The sequence below is a fragment of the Streptococcus ovuberis genome (assembly GCF_012396585.1).
In the GTDB taxonomy this organism is placed as follows: Bacteria; Bacillota; Bacilli; order Lactobacillales; family Streptococcaceae; genus Streptococcus; species Streptococcus ovuberis.
In genome coordinates, this window is the sequence record NZ_JAAXPR010000003.1 from 98,758 (window position 1) to 124,481 (window position 25,724).

The window sequence follows — 25,724 nt, forward strand, 5'->3', positions numbered from 1 at the left end:
ATTTTAAGCCTGCATGCAAAACTACTGAGATGATAATCCTAAAATTTCGCGAATGTCTTCTGCAGAAAGACTGCCACTTCCTCCTTGGCCATCTAAAACTGTTGTGATTAACTCTCGCTTGCTGTCTTGCAGTAACTGGATTTTCTCTTCAATTGTCCCTCTCGTGATCAAGCGGTAACATTCAACATTGCGTTTTTGTCCCATCCGGTAAGCCCGCGAAATAGCTTGATCTTCAACCGCTGGATTCCACCAGAGGTCAACTAAGATGACTGTGTCTGCACCTGTTAGATTAATTCCTACCCCTCCTGCCTTGAGGGAAATAAGAACCGCATCCCGACTTCCAGCGTTAAAGGCACGCGTGATTTCTTGTCGGTCATTCGCCTTAGTTGACCCTGTAATGGTATAGCTGGTTAAACCAAGCCGATTCAACTCTTGCTCAATCAGGGTCAACATGCCTCTAAATTGGGAAAAGATAAGCACTCTCTGGCCGCCTGACTGGATTTGGGCCAATAGCTGGCGCAGACTCTCTAACTTTCCACTGTCACCTTGGTAATCAGACAAAAAGAGCTTAGGCGTGTTACAAATTTGACGCAGACGGGTGATGGCTGAAAGAATCTCTATCTTGCGCTGGTTAATTTCCTGATCGCTAGAAGCTGCAATATCTGTCCTCAACTGTTGTAATTGCGCCAGATAGATCGCTTTTTGATCAGCTGTCAATTCATTGCTCCAGTTCATCTCAATCAAGTCGGGCAGTTCTGTCAAGACTTCTTCCTTGCGTCTCCTCAAGACAAAAGGCTGTATCAACCTAGCAACTTGTCTTCCTGTCAGCTGATTAAACGCACGCTTACCTGGTAAAAGTCCTGGTAGCACAATCTGGAAAATGGACCACAGCTCCGCCAAACGATTTTCAATTGGAGTCCCTGACAGGGCAAAACAAATCTTGGTCTCAAATTTTCTCAAGTGACTAGCAATCTTAGTCTGGTCATTTTTCATGACCTGAGCTTCATCCAAAATCAAACAGTCGATCAATTGATCTTGGAACACTTCAAAGTCTTGCCTAAAGGAGGCATACGAGGTTACAACGATTTGATGGTCTTCTTCAAGAAGCGCCAAACGTTGTGCTTTAGAACCATAAGAAACAGCCACATCTAATTGCGGTGCAAACCGCTGAAACTCATCTTGCCAATTGTAAATCAAACTAGACGGTGCCAAAACTAAAGCACGCTGCCCCTTCTTTAAATGACTAGCTAAAAAAGCAATGGTTTGCAGGGTCTTGCCAAGCCCCATATCATCTGCTAAAATCCCTCCCAAACCATAATGAGCCAGCATCTTCATCCATTTAACTCCCAGAAGCTGATAGTCCCTTAGGTTAGCCTGAATAGGGGGCTCATCTATTGGGAACTGCTCAGGGTAGCGCAAATGCTCAATCAAGGCAGAAACCTTATCGGACAAGTAAACCCCTTTTATATCCGCTAAGGATTGAGACAGTTGAAAAGCCGCTAGTTTGGATACCTTTAAGCGCCCACTTGGCTGAAACTGCGCCCGTAAATCCCGTAAGGTGTGATTAATCTGTTTCGTTTCTTCATCAAAAAGAATGACCTTGCCAGTTCGACTCCTGTAAAAGGCTTGGCCCGCTTGCAAGGCTTGATGAGCAAACTGAAGTTCCTCTTGTCCAACCCCTTGCAAATCAAATTGAATATCTAAAAGGCTCCCTGTCAAATCCAAGTGAATCTGAGCCTTTGATTGCCTAAAAACATCTCGTACATTTTCCGCCAAAATAACCTCGCCTAAGTCCTCAAAGGCTGGCAAAACCACCGTATAAAAATCATAGAAATCCTGACTATGCGCCAAGTGTTTCCGACTCTTAAATCCCGGCTTAAACCCATGTTGCTCCAGCAATGACCATATAGTCCTCAAATGCTGATAATCGATGGAAAAGGGTAGCTTTTCCAAATCTGCTGGATGAGATACCCAGATTCGCTCAAAATCAAGTGCCAAAGCTAACTCAACCCAATCCCCTGCTTGAAGGGTAAATTCAAAGAAAGCTCTAAAATCATAGATTTTGAACTGCTTAGGCGCTTCCACACATCCCATACTCCTCAAATCTCTCAACAACAGAGACAACCGGTCCTTGTCTTCAAACTCAAACTGAAGGACTTTCTCAGACCTAGTGTCTCCTTCTAGTTGTGAAAAAGCCTTAAGAAGCTTCCGTTGCCTAAAATCCAGCTGATAGAACCGTCCTCCTTCAAAAAGATAATTCCCATCAAAAAAAGACTGATAGCTTTTTTCGGTCATAATCAGCCGGATAAAGGTCTGTTCTACTGTTACCCTAAATGCAAATAGGTCCGCTTCTCCATCTAAATCTAAGAAATCTACTGTCTCATAGGGACCTTCTTCCAGCTCCAAACTGAAGTCGGATAAGGCTTTTAAAAGGGACGTCCCCTCCTCAAAAAAACCTTGCGGAAGCTTTAAGTAGCGCCCCATATAAGGAAGAATAAAGTCACTATCAAAGCCTACCGCATCGGGAACCAACCGCTTTAAAAAAGCTAACACTTCCTGAGAAGGCAAATCAAACTGGAGTAACCTTAAAGGTTCATAGTAATTTTTACCGAGCTGGTAGGATTGACCGCTATCAAGATACTTTAAAAAGCTCTTAATGTCCCTAATAATATAGGATCGGGTATCCGGCAGGCGTAAAATTTTCAAGGTCCACAAAATCTGCCTATCCGTTGGGTGAAACTTTCCTTCTGCGGACAACTGATAGCTGATCCCATTGCCCACAGAATCGTCTACTAACTCATCCAAAAAGAGACTGGCTTTTGACCTTTGACGGTGTTCTTGTACCTGGGCTACCCAACCTTCCTGAAGCTGATGCACTACGGATTCGCCTTTAATATCATTTTTTAGGTAGTATTCTATCGCCGCCAAATGCGCACAAAATCCTTTTTGGCCAAATAAGGAACAATCGCAAAAAACCTCACTATCGTCAAAACTAAACTGCAGACGACAACCTTCAACACTTGCTAAAATCTTATCCTTTTGCACTAGGATATCTGTAATGGCTTGCGCTTCATAGAGGCTAATCCCCTGATGGCGAATGTGGCCTGGCATCAATCTACTCATGTCACTCTCCTAACTCTATTCCTTTATTATAGCATATTCAAAAAATTTTTTCGAGAAAACAGACAAAACATTCTGACATCTTCAGTTAGAAAGATTACCTTATAAGCACAGCATAAGGCCAATTGGCTTAGGAACAAGCACTATTTCCCTTAAAATGAAACACATTCCCCACCTTATGCAATGTCAGCTTTTTATAAAAGCACAAGGAATGGAGCTACAAAGGGTAAAATGGGTTTTTCCTATCAACGTTCGAGACCCTCTTGCATCTCGTTCTTCGGCAATCCCTTTGTAGTTAGTCCTCAGACTCTGGCTTTTCGATACGAGGCTCTTCCTCTTCAAATAGTCCCTCGTCTCAAAGTAATAACCAATCGGGCTTTTCTATCTCCATCCCTAATCATTTCCAATCTATTGGGGAATCAATCAAGTAAAAAAGGCTGGGCCAAACACTTAGGATGATTTACCATCATAGGTGTTTGACCCCGTCCCCTTCTTGTTAAATGCCCGAAAATCCGAGTCGATTTCTTCCGCACATAATACAATAACTCCTTTAGTGATGCTTTTTAACAGAACCCTCTTGTGCCTTTGCTATAGCTTTTGTCAACATCTTAGCATAAAGGGCTTGGCCGTCTGCAATACTGTCACTATCACTCCCAAAATGCACATAATCTGTATAATGCCAAATTTTAGGATTGTTGCTTGCTACCTTATACCAATCCGCCACAGTAATCCAATCATACTTCTCAGCCAGACTCAGCTCATAGTCTCTTGTCAGATTGGCAATTGCTCCAGGATTTCCGGCTACACGGCCGTCATAAGGTGTTACTAATATCAAATGGTGCCCTTGTGGCATATCTTTGACAATCCTGTCCAACTGTTCCTGATAATCTTGCACAGTATTGGTCCCTGCTGCAATGACAAGGGTTTGTGGCAAGGCCTTATTCTTAGCCGTTGCCATCATCACATCATAGGCACCTTCCAGTGTCCGACTCACTTCACCATCTACTAGAGCATCTGGAATGGCCTTGGTTATGCCATCGCTTGCCCGAAGAGCGACTGAATCCCCAATCACCATGACCCCTTCGACAACACCATAATCAGAAGCCTTTTGTCCATCCACTTGGATCCTCAATTGCCCCATTTTGGTATCTGCTTGCTCCAGACCTTGCACCATCAAATCTTTCTCCAATGCACCGATACGTGGTGACATCAAGGCGAGAAGGAAAGCTAAGAGTACCAGTGGAGCAGCCATAACGCCCAAGACTTTTTTCGGTTGCTTGAAGGTCAAGTTAACGCCGAACAAGGTAATCTCTTTCCCCATAATCAACGGTTCCAAAAGGTAGAAGGATAGGCTTGAAAAAACAAAGGAAAAGAGTAAACTTAAGCCAACTGCTATAGCTCTAGAGCCCATTTCAGAAAAAATGATTAGGAAAGGCCAATGAAATAGATAAATCCCATAGCTAATATTAGCCAGATAGGTCAAAAACACTGGTTCTTTGCTGGCAATCGTTAAGTCATGGAGCTGCCTAGCAGAGAAAATCATCGCTAGAGTTGCTACGCTAGTCAATAGAAAACCAACCCAATAGGTCCAGACACTTTCAAATGTCAGTAAAAAGGTCAAGGCAACTAACACCAGGCTCGCACCAGCAAAGAGCCCTAGGGTCTTGGTTAAGGTAAGCTTCTGGAATAAATGCTTCACCAGAACAGTCGGCTTGTACATCCCCATAAAACAAGCTAAAATAGCTCCTAAAAAGAAGGTAAAGCCATGCTTTCCTGTGGCATAGTAAACCCAAGATAAATTGATCGTCGCAATACTTCCCCAAATCAGACGTACAAAAGTTACTAGAAACCCAATACTCGCTACCGCAAAAATCAACCCTCTCAGCTGTTCTTTGTTAGTGGCAATTCTACTCAAGCCCCAAATAACAAGCCCCCAAACCAGATAAAGCTGTACCTCCATGGCCAAGGTCCATGTATGGACAAAGAGATGGGGCACAAATTGATTTTCATAGGAACCACCTGTCGCAATTTCAAAATAATTCGTCACAAATCCTAACACAGCCGCCATCTGAGATGCCAGCCCAGCCCTGAAATCACTCCGAATCAAGAGGGTAAAGGGCAGGACTACGAGAAGCATTAGGGTCAAAGGTGGAAAAATCCGATAGAGACGCCGTCTATAAAAACCGAATAAATCAATGTGCTGTTGGCTGCTAAACTCTTCTAAAAATAAAGCAGTGGTTAAGAAACCAGAAAAAGTAAGAAAGAGGTCCACACCGACAAAACCACCCCGAAAAATACTCGGCCAAAAATGATAAAGCAGGACCATGACCATCCCTGTAATTCGGACAAGAGAAAACCATTTAATCCGCATCTTGGTAAACTCCTTTCACAAATTCTCCTTCATAAACGACCCCTGTTTCAGTCGTTAGCTTTCCTTTGCCATGCGCAAGACCATTCACAAAGTTACCTTCATAAATCCAGCCAGCCTTAGCTCTGAAAACTCCTTGACCATTAAAACTCCCGTTGCTAAATTCCCCTTCATACACGTTACCATTCGCGTAAGTCAGCGTCCCTTCGCCTGATAATTTTCGCCGAACCAGTTGTCCTTCGTAATTAAGGTTACCATCTTTGAAGCTCGTTTTTCCTTGCCTTGGTATACTTGTCATAAGGACAAATAAGCCACAAAGCAGAATAAATCCGACTGTGGCTAACTCTAAATTTTTTCGATGCAAATGGGGCTTTAAACGCTCCCAATAATAAGCTATTAATTCCATCTTATCTCCCAGCCCCTGCGGGCGCATTATATGAAGGCAACTAAAGACAGATCTCCCATCTTTGCAACCTTTTAAGACAATTGATCCATCCACTTTTGGCAACCACTCACCACACGCGCATAGGTTTCCTCAAAATCACCTGTATAGTATGGATCGGGGACAGACTCTGTGTCAAATGCAAAGATTTTATCATGATACTTAGGATCCGAAAGTTTCTTTAGATTGTCGACATTAGAAGCATCCATACCGATAATCACATCAAAATAAGCAAAATCAGCTTCACTGATCTGAGTCGAATCTTTGGCACTGTCAAACGGAATGGCGTATTTCCTGAAAATAGCCTGAGTGCCTGAATGAATCGGATGCCCGTGCTCCCAGCCAGAAGTCGCTCGACTCTCAACTTCAAAAGCATCTGTCATCGATTTCATGACAAATTCTGCCATAGGGCTTCGGCAAATATTTCCTAGACACACAAAGCAAACCTTTTTCATAAGAACTCCTTTTTCCAAAAAAAGCGTCTTGAAAACCTCAAGACGCACGCATGCTAATTGCCGGGATCGAACCGGCGACCTCATCCTTACCATGGATGCGCTCTACCGACTGAGCTAAATCAGCTTTACTTGAACAGTATATCATAGTGCCTTAAACTTGTCAATAAGTTTTCCCACATTTTCATGGTGCAGTCTTCAACATTTATCCCTGACCTCCATCAGCAACTCTCCCCGCAAAAGGACTTCTTATGGGTTAAGAGTTTAGCTAGAGCTTGCATTCTCTAAAGAATTTTTTTAAAATAAAGTGTCAATTAGAAAAGAGGTATGATAATGCTTATTGGTGTTCCAAAAGAAATTAAAAACCATGAAAACCGTGTTGCTCTAACTCCTGCGGGGGTGCTTGCTCTAGTGAATGCTGGCCATGCAGTCCATGTCGAAGCTGGTGCTGGGGTAGGTTCTGGTTTTATGGATACTGACTATCAGGCACAAGGAGCAACCATTGTTCCAACGGCCGCAGAAGCTTGGGCGGCTGAGATGGTGGTTAAGGTGAAAGAACCTTTAGAAGCCGAATACGGTTTCTTACGCGAGGATTTGCTCCTCTTCACTTATCTCCATATGGCCCCTGCTCCTGCGTTAGCAGAGGCCATGCTAAAAGCAAAAACTACAGGTATCGCTTACGAAACAGTCCGCAACACAAAAGGCGCGCTACCACTCTTGGTACCTATGAGTGAAGTGGCAGGTCGCATGGCTGTTCAAATCGGGGCTCACTTTCTGACCAAACAAGAAGGCGGCTCAGGTGTCCTCCTCGGTGGAGTGCCTGGCGTGCCTAAGGGTAAAATTACCATCATAGGTGGTGGTGTCGTGGGGACTCATGCTGCTCGTATTGCAATCGGTCTGGGAGCTCAGGTCACGATCCTTGATATCAGTGCTGCCCGTTTGGCTGAACTAGAGGACATCTTTGGCAACCAAGTCCAAACCTTGATGTCTAACCCCTTCAACATTGCCCAAGCGGTACAAGAGGCTGACTTAGTCATCGGAGCAGTATTGATTCCTGGAGCTAAGGCACCAAAATTAGTAACGGAAGACATGGTTAAAGCCATGCGTCCCGGCTCAGTGATTGTCGATGTTGCTGTTGATCAGGGAGGTGTCGTTGAAACAGCAGACAAGGTGACCAGCCATCAAGAACCCGTCTACGAGAAACACGGCGTCCTTCATTACGCAGTTGCTAATATCCCAGGGGCGGTCGCTAGAACATCTACCCTTGCCTTGACAAATGTAACCCTTCCTTATGTGCTGGAATTGGCAAATAAAGGCTTCAAAGAAGCTATTAAGGCTGACAAAGGCCTCTTAGAAGGTGTAACAACCTACCAAGGAAACATCACTAGTCTTCCTGTTGCAGAAGGTCTTGGCTACGACTACAAAGCGATTACTGATTTGATTTAATTTACCAGAAAAGAGAGTGGGACAGACATCCATGATGGCTCCGCCCTCACCCGCAGAACCACGAAAACAAAGCCAATAGCCCTCATTAGGAGTATAATCCTAGTGAGGGCTTTGTGGTTGGTCATTTATTGGCCTGAAACGCCGAGGGACAAACTAATCCACTCTACTGACGAGCACCCCAAAATATGCGGCAGGCATGAGTATAAAAATACGACTAAAATTCAGTAGATAAGCTCTCTATTTCTTTATTAGAAGGAGGCACATCGTAATGGATATTCTTTATGAATCCTGCGCTGGAATTGATGTCCACCAAGCCAACATCGTCGTTTGTATTCTACACGGTCCACTCACCTCAACTCGTCCAAAGCGTGAGATGGCTACCTTTGATACAACAACTAAAGGCCTGCGTGCTTGCCATGATTTTCTCAGTCAATTTCATGTGGAAGCCGTTGGTATGGAAAGCACAGGTGTCTATTGGCGACCTGTCTGGCATGCTCTATGTGATGACTTCGAGTTGATACTCGCTCAACCAGCCCACATGAAGGCTATTCCAGGTCAGAAAACCGACAAGAAGGATTCTCACTGGATTGCCAAATTAACACGGATTGGTCTGCTTCCTCGGAGTTTCGTTCCCGATGAAACCATTCAAGAATTGAGGGAGTTGACCAGACAACGAAAACATTATGTGGAAAGTCGTCATCGAGAAACCAACCGTATCCATAACATTCTTCAGTCAGGCGGTATTAAGCTAACGACCTATATCGAAGATATTATGGGACTCTCTGGTCGTAATCTCCTTCAGCTACTGGTTGATGGGGCTCGCATTGTTCATCAATCCGTTTATACCAGCTTGAAGAAGAAAGTGCCGCAGCTTCTGGAAGCCTTGGACGGTTATTTCTCTGACCATCACCGCTTTATGTTAACTCAGTCTTTGGAGTTTTATGATTTCTATCAGAAACAGATTGAGATACTAGAAAATCGAATCAATTCTTATTTAATGCCATATGAAGACCAAGTAGAAATATTGGATTCCATCCCAGGCATTGATGTCATTACAGCTTCTGTTATCATTTCTGAGGTTGGTGTTGACATGAGTCAGTTTCCCACTGCTGGGCATTTAGCCTCTTGGGCAGGACTATGTCCAGGTAACAATGAGAGTGCTGGTAAGAAGCGAAGTACCAAGATTCGACACGGGAATTCCTATTTGAAGAAATGCTTGTGTCAAGCGGCCTTCGCTGTCAAAAGACAAAAAGGCAGCCCATTAGCAGAACGATATTATCAGATTCAAAGTCGGCGTGGCTCACAAAAAGCAACCATTGCACTTGCGCATCAACTATTAAAAATAGCCTATATCCTTTTAAAAGAGCAGATGACGTATCCTGAATTTTTAGCACAGAAAAAGACTACTAGGGGCGAGCTAGTAGCCTAACATAAAAAATTTTTTCGCTTTGATTATATCATAGGGAGGGAATTTTTGCATTCTTTTGAGTTTTCGTATAAGAAATCGGTAGTTCGTAAGAATTCGATTCCCTCTCACCTGTCAAAAGTCTAAGGTTTGGGCTGTCCAGTCCCCAGGACTTTTTTGACGCTTGCTTTGCAACTCACGATTTCCCATCTTCAAGATTTAAACACCTCGAAGCACTCAGCAGTGGTTCATTGGTGCTAATCACCTACTGAGCTGCGTATGGGAACACGAAAACTGGCAAAGCCAGTATTGTCTCTTTTCAATTTCTAGAGACAAACTTGATAATTCAAAAATAAAGTGAGAGGCAGGGACTTTTGTCCCAGCCTCATTTCTTTTACACTAATTCTAGTAATTTACTTTGATTCACCTCTGGATAACGTTCTAAGAGATGGCTAATTTCTTTGAGAACCGCTGGGATATGCCCTGCTTCGTCATTTTCTACCTGTAAAACTAGAAGGGGTTCATGCAAACTAAGACGAAGTAAGAACCAGCCTTGACCAAATGGTTCTGACAAGGTAAAACGGATACCCTCTTCATTTTCAGGATTAACAGTCCACCCTGTCACTCCTACAGTTGCAAAGTCTGCAATCACCTGTTTGCCAAGTTCCTTAAATTCTTCGGTTTCTAATTTAAAGCGAACTTCCTGGGTTTCGATAGGTTGTTTCAAGTCTGCAATCAAATCATCTACAGATTGACCTTTTTCTGATAATTGTGGCAAAAGCATGAGAATTTTCGCAGCTGCATAAGTACCATCATCCAAGAAATAATTTTCTTTGAAAGCTGCATGCCCACTAGTTTCAATAGCCAGCTGGCAGTCAATGCCTTGCTCATTGGCCTGAATTGCACGGTTGATGACATTGCGGTAGCCAGAAATATAACGAATTTGCTTCCCACCTAGTTTCTCGATAAAGTCTTTCAAATGGTCGGAGGTCGGTGAGTTGGTAACAATGCTCGTCCCAGGATGCTCTGAAAGAGCTATTTGACTAAGAGTGGCAATGAGGTTGTTCCGATTGAGAATTTCTCCCTTACTGGTGACAACCGCTGCTCGGTCTACATCTGTATCAAAGATAATACCCAAATCAGCCTTTGTGGCTAATACCGCAGCTTGGATGCTCGCCATAGCTTCCTTATTATCGGGATTGGGAATATGATTTGGGAAGGTCCCATCAGGCTCTAAGAATTGGGAACCAGTCGTGTCTGCTCCAAGAATTGCTAATACCTTTTCTGCGAAGAAACCACCTGCGCCATTTCCTGCATCTACAATAATTTTCATGCCTTTTAGTGACTGGGCGCTGTTTGTTTTGCTACCCTTGCGAATTTTCTCCACCAAATCAGCAGCATAAGGCGTCAGCAAATCAGCCTTTATCTGACTGCCTATCTGGCCATTATCATTTGGCTCTGTATGCTCTAAAATAAAGTCAATATCTTCATGTTCAGCTCCGCCATTTTTGCTGAAAATCTTAATACCATTGAAATAATAAGGTAAATGACTCGCTGTTATCATCACACCCGCATGGCAAAGAAACTCCTCATACTGGGTCGCCATAAACATAGCAGGTGTCGTCGCAAGGCCAAAGTCAATCACCTCTACTCCTTGAGCCACAAGCTCTTCTATCAACGTTTGAGCCAGTGATGGACCACTCAACCGACTATCACGACCCACCCCAATTCGCAATTTTCCAGCTTGGTACCTTGCTTCATTGGATTGACGCAACCATCGAATCAGTCCTGCTGCAACCCGCTTCACAGCCTCTGTTGTCAAAGTCACTGACAACTCTTCTGTCGCAATCGCGATACCACGAATATCAGAACCATTTTGCAATTTTGTCAAATCTGACATAGACCATCCTCCTTAAAATGATGACGTTTTCAATACCATCATTTTACCATATCTCGCCTTTTATTGGAAAACTCACCCTAAATTTTAAAAAATTTCTTCTGCTTACATCAACAAAAAAAGCCCAGAGGGCTTAATATCAATACTAATTTACTAACGAAGCCAATCACTCCATCTCACAATACCTTTTCCATGATTACCACTGTATAGAGTTCTTGTTCTACTTCTCTACCAGTTGGCAAAAAGCCTTGCTTTTCCCAAAAGTGCTGCGCTTGGGGATTGCCTTTTACATAGGCTAGACCGATTTTCTTGAAATCCTTCGCAAAATAAGCAGAGGCTTCTTGAAATAGGGAACTTCCCAATCCTTTTCCTTGATACATTTTATGGAGCATAAAAAATCCAATGAACACCGTTTCATCATCAGGATAAGCACGCACAAAATCCATCACCGCAACTAAATGATTTTCATCCCAAAAACCAACATAAAACTTATCTTGAAGAGATTTCCCATCTGGTAAACGAGACAGATCTTCCTTGACTGTCTCCAATGTTGGTCTGGGTGGGCAATAGCGGATTGCTCTCATACAAATCTAACACTTGCTGCAAGGTATCCTCTTTAATAGAAGTTACCCTAAAACGTGATGACAATGTTTTCACTATCTTCTCCCCGCTCTACTTTTTACTCTCAGCAGACTCTTCGGTTCTTTCATCGCTGGCTAATTCTCTATGCTTTCCACGAGTAGAACCCTGCTCGGTTTCTATCGCACCTTCATAAGCATTGATAATTTCTGCCACAACAGGGTGGCGTACCACATCCTTGGCTGAGAGATAGACAAAATCAATCTGGGAGATATGCTGCAATTTCTGTGCCGCATCAATCAAGCCAGACTTGACCTGACGAGGCAAGTCGATCTGGCTAATATCGCCATTGACGATCATCTTGGAATTAAAACCAAGACGGGTCAAGAACATCTTCATCTGCATAATGGTCGTGTTTTGCGCCTCATCCAAAATGACGAAAGCATCATCCAAGGTTCGACCACGCATGTAGGCTAAGGGAGCTATCTCAATGATTTCGCGCTCCATAAGGCGCGTCGTCTGTTCCTTGCCTAAAATCTGGTAAAGCGCATCGTAGACCGGGCGCAAGTAAGGATCAACCTTTTCTTTCAAATCTCCCGGCAAGAAACCAAGGCTTTCTCCTGCTTCTACTGCTGGACGTGTGAGAATAATCCGTTTGGCTTGACCGCGCTTGAGGGCAGTCACAGCCAAGGTCACTGCTAAAAAGGTCTTCCCAGTCCCTGCTGGACCAATCCCAAAGACAACATCATGATGTTTAACACTATCCACATAGACCTTCTGCCCTAGCGTTTTAACCCGAATGGGCTTCCCGTAGTTATCCTTGATGATTTCTTCTTCGTAAAGGGCAACAAACTTGTTAATCTCATCATTTCGAGCCATATTAATTGCGGTCACGACATCTGAAGTGTTAATCAGAAGACCGCGTCCAACCAAGACCAAAAGGGACTGGATAACCATTCTGGTCAGTTCAACATCCGCTTCTTGGCCAATGACCTGAACAATCTCTGTCCGCGCATGAATGGCCACATCAAATTCTTGTTCTAATCGTTTCAGGTGACGTTCATTGGTGCCAAATAAGGCCATCACATCATCTGGGTGCTTGAGGGGAATATCAATCGTGTGTTTTTGCAAGGCAAAACTCCTTATTCTAAATTACCTCTATTATACCAGAAAATCACGGCCAAGCGTGATTGGCTCTTACTTAAACTTCTCTAAATAATGAGCTAATCGATTCTTCATCTCTTCTAATGTCTGTCCAGAGGCAACCTGGTGCTCACTCATCATTTCATCAAAGGGTAGCCACCAGACAGGTCCTCTTCCGTTATGACCATAATCTTTTAAATCCCCTTCTTGACGCGGGAATAGGTGCCAATGCAGGTGGGGATCCCCATTTCCCAGCGATTCTATATTCATTTTCTGGGCATCAAAGGCACGTGCTACGGCTTCTGCCACATCAGCCATTTCAATCAAATGTTGATTTCTGACTTCCTTCTCTAAAAAGTGCAGTTCCGTCACATGCTCCTTACTCAGAAAAAGCGTGTACCCTTTGAAATATTGGTGGTCTCCAATCACAACATATCCAGTTTCAAGCTCTGCCACAAAGTAAGGATTTTCCCCTTTTTGAATGGCTTCAATTCGATCACAAATTAAACACATAGCTTCTCCTAATGCGCTAAATACTCTTCCCAAATACGGTCAAAGTCACCTAAATTAAAGGAAAAACTGGCTTGATCTTCCAGATAGCGGCTAATGACTTCAAAGTCATCGGTGTGCTTGGGGAAGGTTGAATCTTCAAAGGCTAGATCAGCTAGGATAGCGACTGGTTGGTTAGACTTGGGATTTCGCTGGGTCATCAACCAGGTATAAAAGGATTTTCTCACGACCAATTCCTCTCTAAAAAGGCATGTCTGATACGACTGCTCAGGGCATAACGTTCTGGATTTTTACGGTAAAAGGCCTGGTGGTAGTCTTCTGCTGGATAGAAAGGCTGAGCTGGCTCAATCGTCGTAACAATCGGACGTGCAAATCGTCCTGATGCCTGCAAGGCCGCCTTAGACTGCTCTGCTATTTCCCTTTGAGCTTCTGTCGTGTAAAAAATCACCGGTCGATAGTTGTCCCCGCGGTCTTCGAACTGACCAAAGGCATCCGTCGGATCCGTCTGAGCCCAGTAAATCTCAACCAATTGTTGATAGGTCAGCTTTTCTGGATCATAGATAATCTCAACAGCTTCCGTGTGTCCTGTTGTGCCAGAACATACCTGCTCATAGGTAGGGTTTGCCACATGCCCCGCAGTATATCCCGACAAGACTGAGGCTACACCATCCATCTCCTCAAAGGGCTTAACCATACACCAAAAACACCCTCCAGCAAAAATAGCGCGTTCCATTCGCAATACCTCCCTAATCTTTTATCTAGTATTATATCACCCTCCAAGCGTTCCGTCTATAAGTAGGTGAGGTTATGACAGATTTGAAACTCAGTTCTTATACCATTCACCGCTTTTGGGACTTAGCAGGCAGATATAGGATTAGAAATAGAATCGCTTTTCCAACTCAGCCAATTCCTATAGTATCTTGGTTTGAAATAATACCCCAGAGAAACCTGAGGAAACCGCATGTTTGACGCATCCAAACATCTTTTTAGAGTCCCTGATTCCTCATGTAAAAACGCATTTCTCTAACGCATTCTTTGAGCTACGACGTTATATACCACACGATAGTCTTCCATCAAGTTAACGATAGCTTCCTGACATCGCGCCAGTGAGGCCATGCCCATAATCCCTACTTTTTCGTACGTTACAAGGGCATAAAAAATACTAATAACCAATCACAGCTGTGGGACAAGAGTATTATGACCAAGAACCCGCCACATAAAAATAACGCTTTATCCCGAAATCAGCCACGCTAGGCCCATGAAGATCGTTCAGCTTTCAGGATGACCGTTAATAAAACACTCGTAAAACGGATAACTTTTCGACTAAATCCAACCTTTTTAGAGTTTACAAAAACACATGCATAGGGTGTGCCAAATCACTCATCTTGCCTTGTCAAACCTTTTTTTAAATGATATACTAGTTACCATTACAAACGAAAGTGAGGACTCATCTATGCTAAAAAGACTAACTAAACATTTCATGTCCCTAGGAAGGCAGGTTACTCCTCACTAAGAACGGGTAATCTTGTTTTCCTCGCCCTGCCGATTTGGCCGTTTGAGAGGAGTAGCTCCTCCTCTAAGAAAGGAAAACAATGTCCCTGACAAATTATATTTTACGCTGTCGCAAGCAAGCTGCTTTGGTCCTTTTTTGGATTACCGTCAATTCCCTTTGCCTTTTGGGAAATGGACTAGCCAATGCCCAGGCTCTCACCAGCCTTGTCACTTTAGATGTCCAGACCTTTCTATTTTGGTGTGGCATCCAACTGGCTGTTAACTTGATTTGGATTCTGCAAATCAACTACATTACCCCTGCCAAGGAAAAGGCCATCCAAGACATGGACCAGCTAATGCGTTCTGATATTACCAGACGTTTAGCTCAAGTGGATTTGGCCCAATTCCGCAAGCAGAGCCAAGAAGCCTATACCTCTTGGCTAACCTACGATATAGAGACCATCAACGATATGGGCTTTGAGGTTCTCGAACTCATGTTGAGCCAAGCCTTCAATATCCTTTTGGGAATTGTGACTCTGGTTACCTATCATCCCAGCTTCTTACTAACATTGACCATCTTTGCTGGTCTAATGGCCTTAGCGCCCAAACTTTTTAGCGCAACGCTCAATCAACGCGCTCTAGCCTTTACCCAAAAAAACGAAGCTCTGATTCAGGAAATCCATAACCGCCTGGGTGGTTTTCGACTGCTTTTAAATGCCAATCGCTTGGATCACTTAGAGACGAAAATCCTGGATAGCGCTGATAACTACGCCCACAGCAAAATTGCCTATGCCAAAACCTTCGGTAACATGATGGCGACTCAAAACGGTGTCAGTTTTATTAGCCAGATTGCTATCATTGCGCAAGCTGGCTTCCTCTACAGCCTAAAGCTAGTCCCCTTGGGCAGTGTCACGAGCGCCCCTTATTTCGCTTCTATTGTCTTTCCTAGTTTAACAGGTTTTTTTGCCAATTATGCGGAGTTAAAAAATTGTCGCCTTATCTTTGACAAATGGCAAAGCTTGGAATTGTCAAAAGATGCAGCCCCTCAAAGAGCACAGTTCAACCAAACATTAAGCCTCAGAGACGTTAAAGTCTCTTGGAATGATCAAACCTGTCTTTCTCTGCCAGATTTGACCATTGCACGTGGGCACAAGTTAGCTATCATTGGTCCCTCTGGTAGTGGAAAATCAAGTTTGTTAGCAGCCCTCCTCAAGGAGAAAAATCTCCAAAGTGGGCAGATTCTGCTAGATCATTGGGATTACGATGAGCTTCAAAGGACTAGTTTACAAGACCTAATCAGCATCGTTCCTCAGGAGGCCTACTTGTTTGAAGATAGCTTGCGCTATAATCTGACCTTGGGAGTTTCAATAGCTGATCAAATTATTAACAGTGTTTTAGAAAAATTAGAGCTGATGGACTGGTTTAACCAGCAAGAGGACGGTCTCAATAGCTGGATCCATCCAAAAACTCTCTCAGGAGGGCAAGCTCAACGGCTCTGTCTAGCCCGAGCTATTCTGGCTAACAAGCCCATACTGCTTTTAGATGAAGCCACATCAGCCCTTGAGCCCAACCTTCGCCAGAAAATCGAAAACACCCTTCTGACCATGAACAAAACCCTCGTGATTATCACCCATCACTTAAGCCCTGAAACAAGAGCTCAATGCGATCAGGTCGTTGCTTTTCCCGCGTCAACTCACTAAACATTAGAAACAAAAAGTCTTCAAACCTAAGATCTAAAGTCAAGGTTTGAAGACTTTTTTAACCTGTCCCAGCGACCAATCTGTCGACAGTTGGCGATTGAACGCTCAATAATTCAAAATCAGATTAGGACAGAGCAACAATCCGCAGATAATACTTCCAAAGCAGGGATAGGCTAGTTAGCTTCACACCTGCTCAGAGTTGACACTCTTCCTGACAAACTCATGGAAAAACTGTATACCCCCCTTTTCGAGTTATATTTTTCAAAAATGTTCTTGAAAAGAAGTTGGTTTTAGTCCAAAATGGATCCATTTCACTGGTAATATGCCTTAAACGTTATCTAAACAATAACTTTTTAACTGAATTTTCTGCATACGTCTATTGTATGAGACTACCCGATTTTAATGGACAAAAGTATTAGCCAATTTTTTCTGTTCCCAGGCTATCTTGTTTGATTTTGCCTGCTTTCATGAGGCCTCCCAGGGCCTTTTTGAATTGCCCCTTGGAAATCCCAAAGGTTGCTTTGATCTCTTCTGGGGAGGATTTGTCATTTAAGGTCATAAAGCCACCTTGGGCTTCCAGATAGGCCAAAATCATTTGGCCGTCATTGTCCAACATCTCAAAAGAGCGTGGCTTGAGAGACAGATTAAGGGTCCGATCCACAGCTCGGTAACCAATAACTCGAGCCTCCAAAACCTGCCCCAGACGTGGTTCTGAGAAGCGCTCGCTCGGATGGATAAAGCCCAGCATGTTATTGTCTGGCAGGTAAACAAAGGTGCCTGACAGTTTCAAGCGGTAAACAATAGCTCGCAACTGCTGGTTTTGCATATTGTCATAGGCAGGGCCCGCCAACCTTTGAAAGACTTCAGGATCTGCTGGTATTCCCCAGATTCGGTCTTTCTTATCCACATCAAGCTTGACATAGAGCTGATCGCCTTTTTTAGGCCAGAGGTCCTTGATTTCTGGCAAAATATCGAGAGAAATCACCACTTGTTTGTCAGGTAGACCTGTATCGACAAAAACGCCTAAATCCTTCCGAACATCAGTCACCACACCCCAGCCAAAATGGTCGCGATCTGCTTTGACCTCAAGTGTCGTCAAGCGCAGCTTTTGCTTCATATCGGTATAAGCAAAACCGGTAACCATATCACCGACTTCATGATCGCCTTCTAACTTCTCTAACGCCAAGGTCTGGCCTTCTTTTTGGACAAAGTAGTAGTTATCGTTCTCATCGATGATCAAACCTGTGATATAACTCGCTTGCAGTGTCGTCATCTGCGACCTCCTTTCTTAAAAAGGGCAGACAGGTCTTGACCAGTCCTTGGTTCTCCTGTCTCCCCTCGCACATTAAACTTCTAGTAATTCTTTTTCTTTGTTAGCTGTCATGTCATCAATGTGCTTGATAGCATCATCAGTGACTTTTTGGATATCTTTCTCCAAGCCCTTCAAATCATCTTCAGTGATTTCCTTAGCCTTTTCTTGTTTCTTGGCTTCATCCATAGCATCACGGCGAATATTGCGGATAGCAATTTTGGCGTTCTCGCCAACCTTTTTCACTTCTTTGGCTAATTCCTTACGGGTTTCCTCCGTCAAGGCAGGAATAACCAAGCGAATAACAGAACCGTCAGAAGACGGAGTGATTCCTAAATCAGAAGCGTTGATCGCACGCTCGATATCTTTGAGGGACCCTTTATCAAAAGGCGATACCAAAAGCACACGCGCTTCTGGAATCGTGATAGACGCAATCTGGTTAAGCGGCGTATCCACACCGTAATACTCAACTGAAATACGGTCTAAGAGACTAGCATTGGCACGACCAGCACGGATATGACCAAATTCACGGGCTAAACTTTGATGAGACTGAGTCATTCTTTCTTTAGCTTTTTCAACAATAGCATTTGCCATAGTAAGACCTGCTTTCTTTTTCTTTATTTTTTATTAGAGACGGTTGTACCAATCGGCTCACCGAGGACAACTTTTTTAATATTTCCTGGTTCGTTCATATTAAAGACGACAAGGTCAATATCATTATCCATAGACAAAGTGGCTGCGGTTGAATCCATGATTTTCAAACCTTTATGGATCACTTCAACATGGGTTAGCTCTGAGAATTTCACCGCATTAGGATCCTTTTTCGGATCCGCATTGTAAACACCATCTACGCCATTTTTTGCCATTAGGATAGCTTCTGCATCAATTTCTGCCGCTCTAAGGGCTGCGGTTGAATCCGTTGAAAAGTAAGGTGACCCTGTTCCCGCTGCAAAGATGACGATTCTATTCTTTTCCAAATGACGAAGGGCACGCCCTCTTACATATGGCTCTGCCACTTGGTGCATAGCGATTGCTGTCTGGACACGGGTGTCTACCCCTACTTTATTGAGGCAATCCGCCATCACCAAGGCGTTCATCACCGTCCCAAGCATACCAGTGTAGTCTGCCTGAACGCGATCCATTCCAGCTTCTGCTGCTGGCTCACCACGCCATAGATTTCCTCCACCAATGACTAGGGCAATCTCTACACCAGTATCATGTACTTCTTCGATCTCTCTAGCAATTTTCTGAACAGTTGGAATATCAATACCGACACCTTTTTCACCTGCCAAAGCTTCACCGGATAACTTGATTAATACACGTCTATATTTAGGTCGAACCATGTTACTCTCCTTTTTTTATCTTTATCATTCTACCATAAAATGCGGATTTTTTGTAGCCATTGCCTTTATTTTTAACAGATAATTTCTACAAGAATACGCTTGAATCACACCAAGGGACTCTTATAAACCTCCAACAACCGATACTGACGCCACAAGAGGTATACCGCTAAGAAAAAGGATCCCAGATCAGCAACAGGTATGGCGAAGACCAAGCCTTCCACCCCAAAAACCATCGGAAGGACAAGCACTAGGGGAATGATCAAGCCCAACTGCTTGACCAACGAAATAATTGCCCCTAGTTTAGGCTTTCCGATTGACGGAAAGAAGGTGGCTGAAAAAATCTGAATGCCATTGATAATCGCAAAGAGAAAAAAGAGACGCATATAGCGAACACCAAAGCTGATATACAGCGCATCCCCGGTACCGAAAAGATCCAAGATTTGTTTCGGAAATAGTTCAAACCCAATCCAGCAAACCAACGAAAACAAACCCACCGCTTTTAGAGCCACACGAATCGTTTCCTGAACACGACCGTAGGCTCTAGCTCCATAATTGAAACTCAAAATCGGTTGAGAACCTTGGACAATGCCTATGACAACAGCGATGAAAATCACATTAACTTTAGCAACGATTCCTGCGACTGCAATTGGAATCTCTGCCCCATAAGGGGAAGATGCTCCGTAGATTTTCAAAGCATTGTTCGTCACAATCTGTACCAAAACATTGGAGGACTGAAAGATAAAAGAAGCTACTCCCAGTGAACAAATGGTCAGAAGCATCCGCCAATTTGGATAAAAATCTGCAAGTTCAAACGAAATGGACCTAAAGCGCCTAAAGTAAGCCATCAAGACAAGGCCTGAAACCATTTGGCTGATAACCGTCGCCCAAGCAGCTCCCGCTATTCCCCAACCAAATCCAAGAATGAATAAAGCATCCATCACAGTATTGAGAACTGCTCCGATAATAATGGCAACCATCGAATACTTAGCCGCCCCATCTGCCCGAACCAAAGGATTTGTCCCAAGTGAGAAGAGCAAAAAAGGAATCCCCAGACTAGTGATGCCCGTGTAAGTCTTAGCGTAATCCAAAATCGCATCTGTCGCCCCAAAAGCCACCAGCAAGTCCTCAAGAAAGATGCGGATAACTAGGCACAAAACAAGGCCTATTAACACTAGAGAAACTGCTGCTGTCCCAACAGCCTTACGTGCCAACAAAGGATTCTTTCGTCCCAACTCCAGATTAAACTTTGAGGCCGCACCAATCCCTACCATTAATCCCAGTGACAGGCAAATCGTGGTCATAGGAAAGGCGACATTAGTCGCTGCATTTCCTAAAAATCCAACCCCCTGCCCAATAAAAATCTGATCCACAATATTATACAAGGCATTGACTAGATTAGCTACAATAGCTGGAATCGCTAACTGCCTTAGGAGTTGAGCAATCGGCCGATAGCCAAAAGGGTTTTCTTCGGTTTTCATAAATCCTCCATAAGGTTAACATTTTCTATTTCTCAGTGTTCTATTATACCAAAAAAGAAAAAGAGAGCCCAATCTGAATCTCTCTTAATTCGTATAAACATGTAGGAAGTAGCTCTTAAAATAAGGAACGCTGACTCAAGTAAACAACACTACTAAACAGCCAGAAGAGTAAGGCTAGCGGTAGAATAATCCACAACTGGATACTCATCATAAGGCCTTCTGCAGGAACCAGCAAACTCGTCACCAACAGGGTTGAAATCGTCAGGAAATGTGCTTTCAAAAAAGCAACCATAGATAGCTTCATAAGCCAAACCTCCCAAAACTTCCTAAGATAAGAATAGTATAGCACAATTCTTGCCTTTGAGGAAGCAAAAACCAAAACTCAGCTACCATAACATAGCTGAGTTTGTCCTATTTTCTCATTAGAATGAGTTGGTGTCAACCTTGATCCCCACACCTTGAGTGGTTGTGATGTTAAGGCTTGTAATGTAAGTTCCTTTTGCAGTTGCTGGTTTAGCCTTCAAAATGACATCGTGGAATGCCTTGAAGTTCTCAGCCAATTTGTCTGCATCGAACGATACTTTACCGATAACCGCCTGAACGATACCAGCCTTGTCAGCACGGTAAGTGATTTTACCACCTTTAGACTCTTCAACGGCTTTAGCAACATCCATAGTTACAGTACCGGTTTTAGGGTTTGGCATAAGGTTACGTGGACCAAGGACACGACCAAGACGACCAACAAGTGCCATCATATCTGGTGTTGCGATTACCACGTCAAAATCTAACCAACCACCTTGGATTTTTTGAACCAAGTCATCTTCACCAACAAAATCTGCACCAGCCGCTTTAGCTTCTGCAGCTTTTGCGCCACGTGCAAATACCAAAACGCGAGATGTCTTACCAGTACCGTTTGGCAATACCATTGCACCGCGGATCTGTTGGTCAGCCTTACGCACATCGATATTCAAGTTGTAAGCAACCTCTACAGTTGCATCAAATTTTGCGAAGTTCGTTTCTTTTGCGAGCGCTACAGCCTCTTCTACACTGTAAGCCTTTGTGCTGTCGATTTTTTCAAGAGCAGCACGCAATTGTTTGCTTTTTTTAGCCATTTGTTCTTCTCCTTGTAATCTGTTAAATCAATAGGGTTCCGTCTGAATTAGTCAGTAACAGTGAAGCCCATAGAACGAGCAGTCCCCTCAATCATACGCACAGCAGCATCTAAATCTGCAGCGTTCAAGTCAGGCATCTTAGTTTCAGCAATTTGTTGTACTTGCGCACGAGTTACTGAAGCAACTTTTGTCTTGTTTGGTGTACCTGAACCTTTTTCAACACCTGCGGCTTTCTTCAAGAGAACAGCAGCTGGAGGTGTTTTAGTGATGAAGGTGAATGATTTATCTTCATACACAGAGATAACAACTGGGATGATCAAGCCAGCTTGATCAGCTGTACGAGCGTTAAACTCTTTCGTGAATCCCATGATGTTGATACCGGCTTGACCAAGCGCAGGACCAACTGGTGGAGCTGGAGTAGCTTTACCTGCAGGGATTTGCAATTTTACAAGTTTTTCGACTTTCTTAGCCATGATATAAAATCCTCCTATTGTGGTTTTGGCGGTAATTAAAAGATTTTTACCTCCCACAAGTATGACAAGCATACTTTTCTATTATACACTAATTAATGGAAATTGCAATGATTTTTACTATTTTTTGACCAGTTTCTTCCTTGACGAAATAGTTAGCTCCAATATCGGAGATTAGCTGAGACACACCAACTCCTTGCCTCAGAATCGTTTCAAACTAACAAGATTGAGGTGTCTAAACGCTTCCTGCGCAATCGTATTTTCTAAAGTTGAATTTCCTCTTTCAAGTTTACAAACAGAACTTTTTCCTTTAAAATAAAGATATGATGTTCTTAAAAATTAGTTCTGTATTGTTTTTGATTCTCGCCTTGCTGCTAGCCGTTGTTTTAACCAGTATTCTTCGTTGGCGCTATAAATCACTCAATGTGGCAGATGTGGCTCTGCCTCTTTATGCCTTTGCCATCTTCATCGTCAGCAGTCAAACCTTCGTCCATAGCCTTCTCCCGCTCTATGGTCTGCTACTATCCCTACTCTTACTCGGCGTGACCTTCTATTTTTTCCGAGTCAAAAAAAGCTTCAGCTACCGTCGGATTTTTAAACTCTTCTGGCGCTTAAGCTTCCTGTTCACTTTCCTCTTTTACTTGGCCCTAGTGATCTACCTTCTTGCCTTGGTCTAGTCGACCAGGCTTTTTCTTTTGAACATAGCAGAGCCCTATTCGTGAATCTCCAAGGGCAATCCATCAGGATCAAAGAAGAAGGCCATCTTCTTCCCATCAAAATCATCATAGCGCAGGCCTTGGTGAGGGATGCCTAAGCGATCAAACTCAGCCAAACACGCCTCCACAGAATCTACACGAAAGGCCAAATGCCTTAGTCCAGTGTGTTCTGGATGGGGCAGACTTGGTCTAATCGGCGCATCAGGCTTGATAAAGATTTCCAGAATTAAATTGCCTTGCCGCACATTGACAATCCTGTCTCCCTTTTCTGGCCGAACATGCTCAGAAACCACTTCAAATCCCAGCAAATCACAGTAAAAGTGATAGGTTTTCTCATAGTCTTTGCCGATGATGGCAACATGGTGTACCTGGTCCAATTTCATCTACTACTTATCCTTGTTGTAATACTTTTCTTGGCTTAGTCCCTTCAGCAGGCCCAATGACACCAGCAGCCTCCAAATCTTCCATGAGGCGAGTCGCACGGTTAAACCCTACCGACAAACGCCGTTGGATCATCGATGCTGATGCTTTCTGGGTTTCGATTACCAATGCCTTTGCTTCTTCAAAGAGCGGATCCCCTTCCCCTCCGTCACTAGAAGAGCTCTCCTGATCACTAACTTCACCAGGATCAAAAGCCTCATCATAGTCGGCTTCAGCCTGAGTCTTAATAAAGGTGACAATGTCTTCCACCTCTTGATCTGAAATGAAGGAGCCCTGAAGACGGCTGGAGTGATTCTCATCAATCGGTTTAAAGAGCATATCACCTCGTCCCAGTAATTTTTCGGCACCATTTTCATCCAAGATGGTCCGAGAGTCTGTCCCACTAGAAACCGCAAAAGCAATTCGGCTAGGCACATTGGCCTTAATCAAGCCACTAATGACATTAACCGACGGGCGCTGAGTCGCAAGAATCATATGAATCCCTGCTGCACGTGCCTTCTGCCCTATCCGGATAATAGAATCTTCCACTTCCTTACTAGCAACCATCATGAGGTCAGCCAACTCGTCTACAATCACCACAATAAGCGATAATGGAATATGCTTTTCGTCCGACTGACGATTCCATTCAGCTACCTTGGCATTGTAGCCAGCGATGTTGCGAACCCCAAACCGGCTGAAGAGTTCATAGCGGTTTTCCATCTCGTCAACAACCTTTTGCAAGGCACGGCTAGCCTTACGGGGATTCGTCACAACAGGAATCAACAGATGAGGAATATCATTATAAACAGAGAGTTCAACCATCTTAGGGTCAACCATCATGAATTTAACTTCATCTGGCCTCGCCTTCATCAAAATGCTGGCAATAATGCCGTTGACCGCAACCGATTTCCCTGAACCTGTTGACCCAGCCACCAAAAGGTGAGGCATTCTAGCCAGATTAAACGATTTAACAGAACCATTAACGGCCTTCCCGAGTGGAATTTCTAGGAGATTTTCAGGGTCTGTTTGTGCCTGCTCCCAGAGTTCTCGAAATCCTACTGTAGCAATTTCTGAATTGGGCACTTCAATCCCGATCAGGGACTTACCAGGTATAGGCGCTTCAATACGGACATCCTTAGCTGCCAAAGCCAGAGCCAAATCATCTGAGAGATTGGCAATACGGTTAACACGAACACCTGTTGCTGGTTTTACTTCGTACTTGGTCACCGAAGGGCCTATCTCAGCTCGCTCCACCGTTGCTTTGATGCCAAAACTGTCAAAGGCCTGCTCCAGTTTACGGATATTGTCTCGGACAATTTTCTTTTCTCCTAGCTGATTTTTAGGTTTGACAGGAGCTAGAAGATCTAGGCTTGGAAGGCGGTATTGGAGTCTCTCTTTGGGTTTGAAATCCACGACAACTTCCTCGTCATCCGCATTGGGATTGTCACCCTCATCAGACAGACCAGATTGGGGAAACATTGGCTCATCAATGCTTTCATCTGCCTCAGACCAGACTTCTTCATCGCCAGCCAAGCTGATTGCAACTGGTGAGTTTGGCACATCTGCTTCTCTACCAAAAGGCAGGATTTCTCCCGTTTCCAGATCAATAGACCCCGCAAATCTATCCTCTTGTTCATCCATTTCCAGCAAATCAGGTTCTGTCTCAGCTAGCACCTGCTCAGCTCTTTCCTTGCGCGCCTGCGATCGCTCCTCCAACCAAATTTGGTAGCTCTGCCATTTATCCATCATCCCCTGTCCGAGATCATAAATGGTCCAAGGACTCATCAAAAGCCCTCCGCCTGCAACCATCAAAATCGCAAAAATCATCGCTCCAATGTTGGTAAATAGCGCAGCTATAATCTGGTGCAGAATCCCACCCAGAAAACCACCTCCAACAAAGTAAGTGACCTTAAACTGGCCTAAATCTCGCATCAAGTGAGAGAGAGCAGTAGATAAAGCATCCACCTTAGCATTTTCTAGAGCAAAAAAGGTCTGATACCCTAAGGCTAAACCTATAAAAGCAATGAGAAATCCCCAAAAAATATGCCTGTTTTGACGAAGCCATTTAAACCCAAAAAGGTAAAAAATGATGCCTGCGATGGCCAGATAAGCCAGGCTACCTACCACCAGACGAATCAGATTATAAAGAGTAACTCCAACAGCTCCTAAACGAGCCGCAGCAAAAAGCAATAGGAGAGTCAAAACCAAGCTAAAAATCATCCGATTAATCGCCGCTTGCCTGGCCTGCTCAGCCTTGCTAGGACGGCGAGTCGTTTTGCCCTTTTGACTTGTTTTTTTCTTTGCCATTTTTCTTTTTTCCTGT

At 43.8% G+C, this 25,724-nt stretch carries 22 protein-coding genes, 1 tRNA gene and 1 pseudogene; 4 read left to right on the forward strand and 20 right to left on the reverse strand.

Annotation, left to right across the window (positions count from 1 at the left end; genetic code table 11):
* Nucleotides 1-21: 21 nt before the first annotated feature.
* From HF992_RS02675 to HF992_RS02695, 5 genes are all read right to left on the reverse strand, one after another.
* Complete coding sequence (locus tag HF992_RS02675) at nucleotides 22-3,123, reverse strand: pilus expression-regulating Snf2 family helicase (protein ID WP_168548515.1); 3,102 nt, start codon at nucleotides 3,121-3,123, stop codon at nucleotides 22-24.
* Nucleotides 3,124-3,670: 547 nt separating this feature from the next.
* Complete coding sequence (locus HF992_RS02680; protein WP_168548516.1) at nucleotides 3,671-5,491, reverse strand: acyltransferase family protein; 1,821 nt, start codon at nucleotides 5,489-5,491, stop codon at nucleotides 3,671-3,673.
* A complete protein-coding gene (locus HF992_RS02685) occupies nucleotides 5,481-5,894 on the reverse strand; it encodes an MORN repeat-containing protein (RefSeq protein WP_168548517.1) in 414 nt (137 codons plus the stop codon). Before HF992_RS02685 ends, HF992_RS02680 begins: the two co-directional genes overlap by 11 nt.
* A gap of 71 nt (nucleotides 5,895-5,965) precedes the next feature.
* A complete protein-coding gene (locus HF992_RS02690; protein WP_168548518.1) occupies nucleotides 5,966-6,385 on the reverse strand; it encodes a low molecular weight protein-tyrosine-phosphatase in 420 nt (139 codons plus the stop codon).
* A gap of 51 nt (nucleotides 6,386-6,436) precedes the next feature.
* Nucleotides 6,437-6,509, reverse strand: a tRNA-Thr gene (locus HF992_RS02695).
* Nucleotides 6,510-6,715: 206 nt separating this feature from the next.
* On the opposite strand from HF992_RS02695, the gene ald reads away from it, so the two are divergent.
* Together ald and HF992_RS02705 are read left to right on the forward strand one after the other, a co-directional pair.
* A complete protein-coding gene (ald, locus tag HF992_RS02700; RefSeq protein WP_168548519.1) occupies nucleotides 6,716-7,828 on the forward strand; it encodes an alanine dehydrogenase in 1,113 nt (370 codons plus the stop codon).
* A 268-nt stretch (nucleotides 7,829-8,096) separates the two neighbouring features.
* On the forward strand, nucleotides 8,097-9,257 hold the full coding sequence (locus HF992_RS02705) for an IS110 family RNA-guided transposase (protein ID WP_168548520.1): 1,161 nt from the start codon (nucleotides 8,097-8,099) through the stop codon (nucleotides 9,255-9,257).
* A gap of 370 nt (nucleotides 9,258-9,627) precedes the next feature.
* Here the strand turns inward: HF992_RS02705 and HF992_RS02710 are convergent, their stop codons facing one another.
* From HF992_RS02710 to msrA, 6 genes and pseudogenes are all read right to left on the reverse strand, one after another.
* Nucleotides 9,628-11,133, reverse strand: coding sequence for a phosphohexomutase domain-containing protein (locus tag HF992_RS02710; protein ID WP_168548521.1), 1,506 nt, complete (start codon nucleotides 11,131-11,133; stop codon nucleotides 9,628-9,630).
* A 173-nt stretch (nucleotides 11,134-11,306) separates the two neighbouring features.
* Nucleotides 11,307-11,790: pseudogene (locus tag HF992_RS02715) on the reverse strand (GNAT family N-acetyltransferase).
* Nucleotides 11,791-11,802: 12 nt separating this feature from the next.
* A complete protein-coding gene (locus HF992_RS02720) occupies nucleotides 11,803-12,840 on the reverse strand; it encodes a PhoH family protein (RefSeq protein WP_168548522.1) in 1,038 nt (345 codons plus the stop codon).
* Nucleotides 12,841-12,906: 66 nt separating this feature from the next.
* Nucleotides 12,907-13,365 carry an HIT family protein gene (locus tag HF992_RS02725; RefSeq protein WP_168548523.1) on the reverse strand — a complete coding sequence of 153 codons (459 nt, stop codon included), beginning with the start codon at nucleotides 13,363-13,365 and terminating at the stop codon, nucleotides 12,907-12,909.
* 8 nt (nucleotides 13,366-13,373) lie between these two features.
* Entirely contained in the window at nucleotides 13,374-13,589 is a 216-nt protein-coding gene (locus HF992_RS02730; protein WP_168548524.1) for a YozE family protein, read from the reverse strand.
* Nucleotides 13,586-14,095 carry a peptide-methionine (S)-S-oxide reductase MsrA gene (gene msrA / locus HF992_RS02735; RefSeq protein WP_168548525.1) on the reverse strand — a complete coding sequence of 170 codons (510 nt, stop codon included), beginning with the start codon at nucleotides 14,093-14,095 and terminating at the stop codon, nucleotides 13,586-13,588. Before msrA ends, HF992_RS02730 begins: the two co-directional genes overlap by 4 nt.
* Before the next feature lie 859 nt (nucleotides 14,096-14,954).
* On the opposite strand from msrA, the gene HF992_RS02740 reads away from it, so the two are divergent.
* The gene (locus HF992_RS02740) at nucleotides 14,955-16,553 is read left to right on the forward strand and encodes an ATP-binding cassette domain-containing protein (RefSeq protein ID WP_168548526.1); all 1,599 of its coding nucleotides are present in this window, start codon (nucleotides 14,955-14,957) and stop codon (nucleotides 16,551-16,553) included.
* A gap of 415 nt (nucleotides 16,554-16,968) precedes the next feature.
* Here HF992_RS02740 and cvfB read toward each other — a convergent pair whose 3' ends face one another.
* From cvfB to rplK, 7 genes are all read right to left on the reverse strand, one after another.
* The gene (gene cvfB, locus HF992_RS02745) at nucleotides 16,969-17,826 is read right to left on the reverse strand and encodes an RNA-binding virulence regulatory protein CvfB (RefSeq protein ID WP_168548527.1); all 858 of its coding nucleotides are present in this window, start codon (nucleotides 17,824-17,826) and stop codon (nucleotides 16,969-16,971) included.
* 72 nt (nucleotides 17,827-17,898) lie between these two features.
* On the reverse strand, nucleotides 17,899-18,456 hold the full coding sequence (frr, locus tag HF992_RS02750; protein ID WP_168548528.1) for a ribosome recycling factor: 558 nt from the start codon (nucleotides 18,454-18,456) through the stop codon (nucleotides 17,899-17,901).
* 23 nt (nucleotides 18,457-18,479) lie between these two features.
* Nucleotides 18,480-19,205, reverse strand: a complete 726-nt coding sequence (gene pyrH, locus HF992_RS02755) for a UMP kinase (protein WP_168548529.1) — start codon at nucleotides 19,203-19,205, stop codon at nucleotides 18,480-18,482.
* Between the two features lie 104 nt (nucleotides 19,206-19,309).
* On the reverse strand, nucleotides 19,310-20,683 hold the full coding sequence (locus HF992_RS02760) for an MATE family efflux transporter (protein ID WP_168548530.1): 1,374 nt from the start codon (nucleotides 20,681-20,683) through the stop codon (nucleotides 19,310-19,312).
* A gap of 115 nt (nucleotides 20,684-20,798) precedes the next feature.
* Entirely contained in the window at nucleotides 20,799-20,987 is a 189-nt protein-coding gene (locus HF992_RS02765) for a hypothetical protein (RefSeq protein ID WP_168548531.1), read from the reverse strand.
* Nucleotides 20,988-21,105: 118 nt separating this feature from the next.
* On the reverse strand, nucleotides 21,106-21,795 hold the full coding sequence (gene rplA, locus HF992_RS02770) for a 50S ribosomal protein L1 (RefSeq protein WP_168548532.1): 690 nt from the start codon (nucleotides 21,793-21,795) through the stop codon (nucleotides 21,106-21,108).
* Nucleotides 21,796-21,842: 47 nt separating this feature from the next.
* Complete coding sequence (rplK, locus tag HF992_RS02775; RefSeq protein ID WP_168548533.1) at nucleotides 21,843-22,268, reverse strand: 50S ribosomal protein L11; 426 nt, start codon at nucleotides 22,266-22,268, stop codon at nucleotides 21,843-21,845.
* A gap of 320 nt (nucleotides 22,269-22,588) precedes the next feature.
* Between rplK and HF992_RS02780 the strand changes: the two genes are divergently transcribed.
* A complete protein-coding gene (locus HF992_RS02780; RefSeq protein WP_168548534.1) occupies nucleotides 22,589-22,942 on the forward strand; it encodes a DUF3397 family protein in 354 nt (117 codons plus the stop codon).
* Between the two features lie 35 nt (nucleotides 22,943-22,977).
* On the opposite strand, the gene gloA2 is transcribed toward HF992_RS02780, so the two are convergent.
* Both gloA2 and HF992_RS02790 read right to left on the reverse strand, forming a co-directional pair.
* Nucleotides 22,978-23,364 (reverse strand): SMU1112c/YaeR family gloxylase I-like metalloprotein, encoded by a 387-nt coding sequence (gloA2, locus tag HF992_RS02785; protein WP_168548535.1) that lies wholly within the window; start codon nucleotides 23,362-23,364, stop codon nucleotides 22,978-22,980.
* Nucleotides 23,365-23,371: 7 nt separating this feature from the next.
* A complete protein-coding gene (locus tag HF992_RS02790) occupies nucleotides 23,372-25,708 on the reverse strand; it encodes an FtsK/SpoIIIE family DNA translocase (protein WP_168548536.1) in 2,337 nt (778 codons plus the stop codon).
* Nucleotides 25,709-25,724: the final 16 nt, after the last annotated feature.

Bases quoted from the DNA above. Each gene is read 5' to 3' on its own strand.
- HF992_RS02675 (WP_168548515.1), bottom strand. From the start codon at position 3,123: ATGAGTAGATTGATGCCAGGCCACATTCGCCATCAGGGGATTAGCCTC.
- HF992_RS02680 (WP_168548516.1), bottom strand. From the start codon at position 5,491: ATGCGGATTAAATGGTTTTCTCTTGTCCGAATTACAGGGATGGTCATG.
- HF992_RS02685 (WP_168548517.1), bottom strand. From the start codon at position 5,894: ATGGAATTAATAGCTTATTATTGGGAGCGTTTAAAGCCCCATTTGCAT.
- HF992_RS02690 (WP_168548518.1), bottom strand. From the start codon at position 6,385: ATGAAAAAGGTTTGCTTTGTGTGTCTAGGAAATATTTGCCGAAGCCCT.
- ald (WP_168548519.1), top strand. From the start codon at position 6,716: ATGCTTATTGGTGTTCCAAAAGAAATTAAAAACCATGAAAACCGTGTT.
- HF992_RS02705 (WP_168548520.1), top strand. From the start codon at position 8,097: ATGGATATTCTTTATGAATCCTGCGCTGGAATTGATGTCCACCAAGCC.
- HF992_RS02710 (WP_168548521.1), bottom strand. From the start codon at position 11,133: ATGTCAGATTTGACAAAATTGCAAAATGGTTCTGATATTCGTGGTATC.
- HF992_RS02725 (WP_168548523.1), bottom strand. From the start codon at position 13,365: ATGTGTTTAATTTGTGATCGAATTGAAGCCATTCAAAAAGGGGAAAAT.
- msrA (WP_168548525.1), bottom strand. From the start codon at position 14,095: ATGGAACGCGCTATTTTTGCTGGAGGGTGTTTTTGGTGTATGGTTAAG.
- HF992_RS02740 (WP_168548526.1), top strand. From the start codon at position 14,955: ATGTCCCTGACAAATTATATTTTACGCTGTCGCAAGCAAGCTGCTTTG.
- cvfB (WP_168548527.1), bottom strand. From the start codon at position 17,826: ATGACGACACTGCAAGCGAGTTATATCACAGGTTTGATCATCGATGAG.
- frr (WP_168548528.1), bottom strand. From the start codon at position 18,456: ATGGCAAATGCTATTGTTGAAAAAGCTAAAGAAAGAATGACTCAGTCT.
- pyrH (WP_168548529.1), bottom strand. From the start codon at position 19,205: ATGGTTCGACCTAAATATAGACGTGTATTAATCAAGTTATCCGGTGAA.
- HF992_RS02760 (WP_168548530.1), bottom strand. From the start codon at position 20,683: ATGAAAACCGAAGAAAACCCTTTTGGCTATCGGCCGATTGCTCAACTC.
- HF992_RS02765 (WP_168548531.1), bottom strand. From the start codon at position 20,987: ATGAAGCTATCTATGGTTGCTTTTTTGAAAGCACATTTCCTGACGATT.
- rplA (WP_168548532.1), bottom strand. From the start codon at position 21,795: ATGGCTAAAAAAAGCAAACAATTGCGTGCTGCTCTTGAAAAAATCGAC.
- rplK (WP_168548533.1), bottom strand. From the start codon at position 22,268: ATGGCTAAGAAAGTCGAAAAACTTGTAAAATTGCAAATCCCTGCAGGT.
- HF992_RS02780 (WP_168548534.1), top strand. From the start codon at position 22,589: ATGATGTTCTTAAAAATTAGTTCTGTATTGTTTTTGATTCTCGCCTTG.
- gloA2 (WP_168548535.1), bottom strand. From the start codon at position 23,364: ATGAAATTGGACCAGGTACACCATGTTGCCATCATCGGCAAAGACTAT.
- HF992_RS02790 (WP_168548536.1), bottom strand. From the start codon at position 25,708: ATGGCAAAGAAAAAAACAAGTCAAAAGGGCAAAACGACTCGCCGTCCT.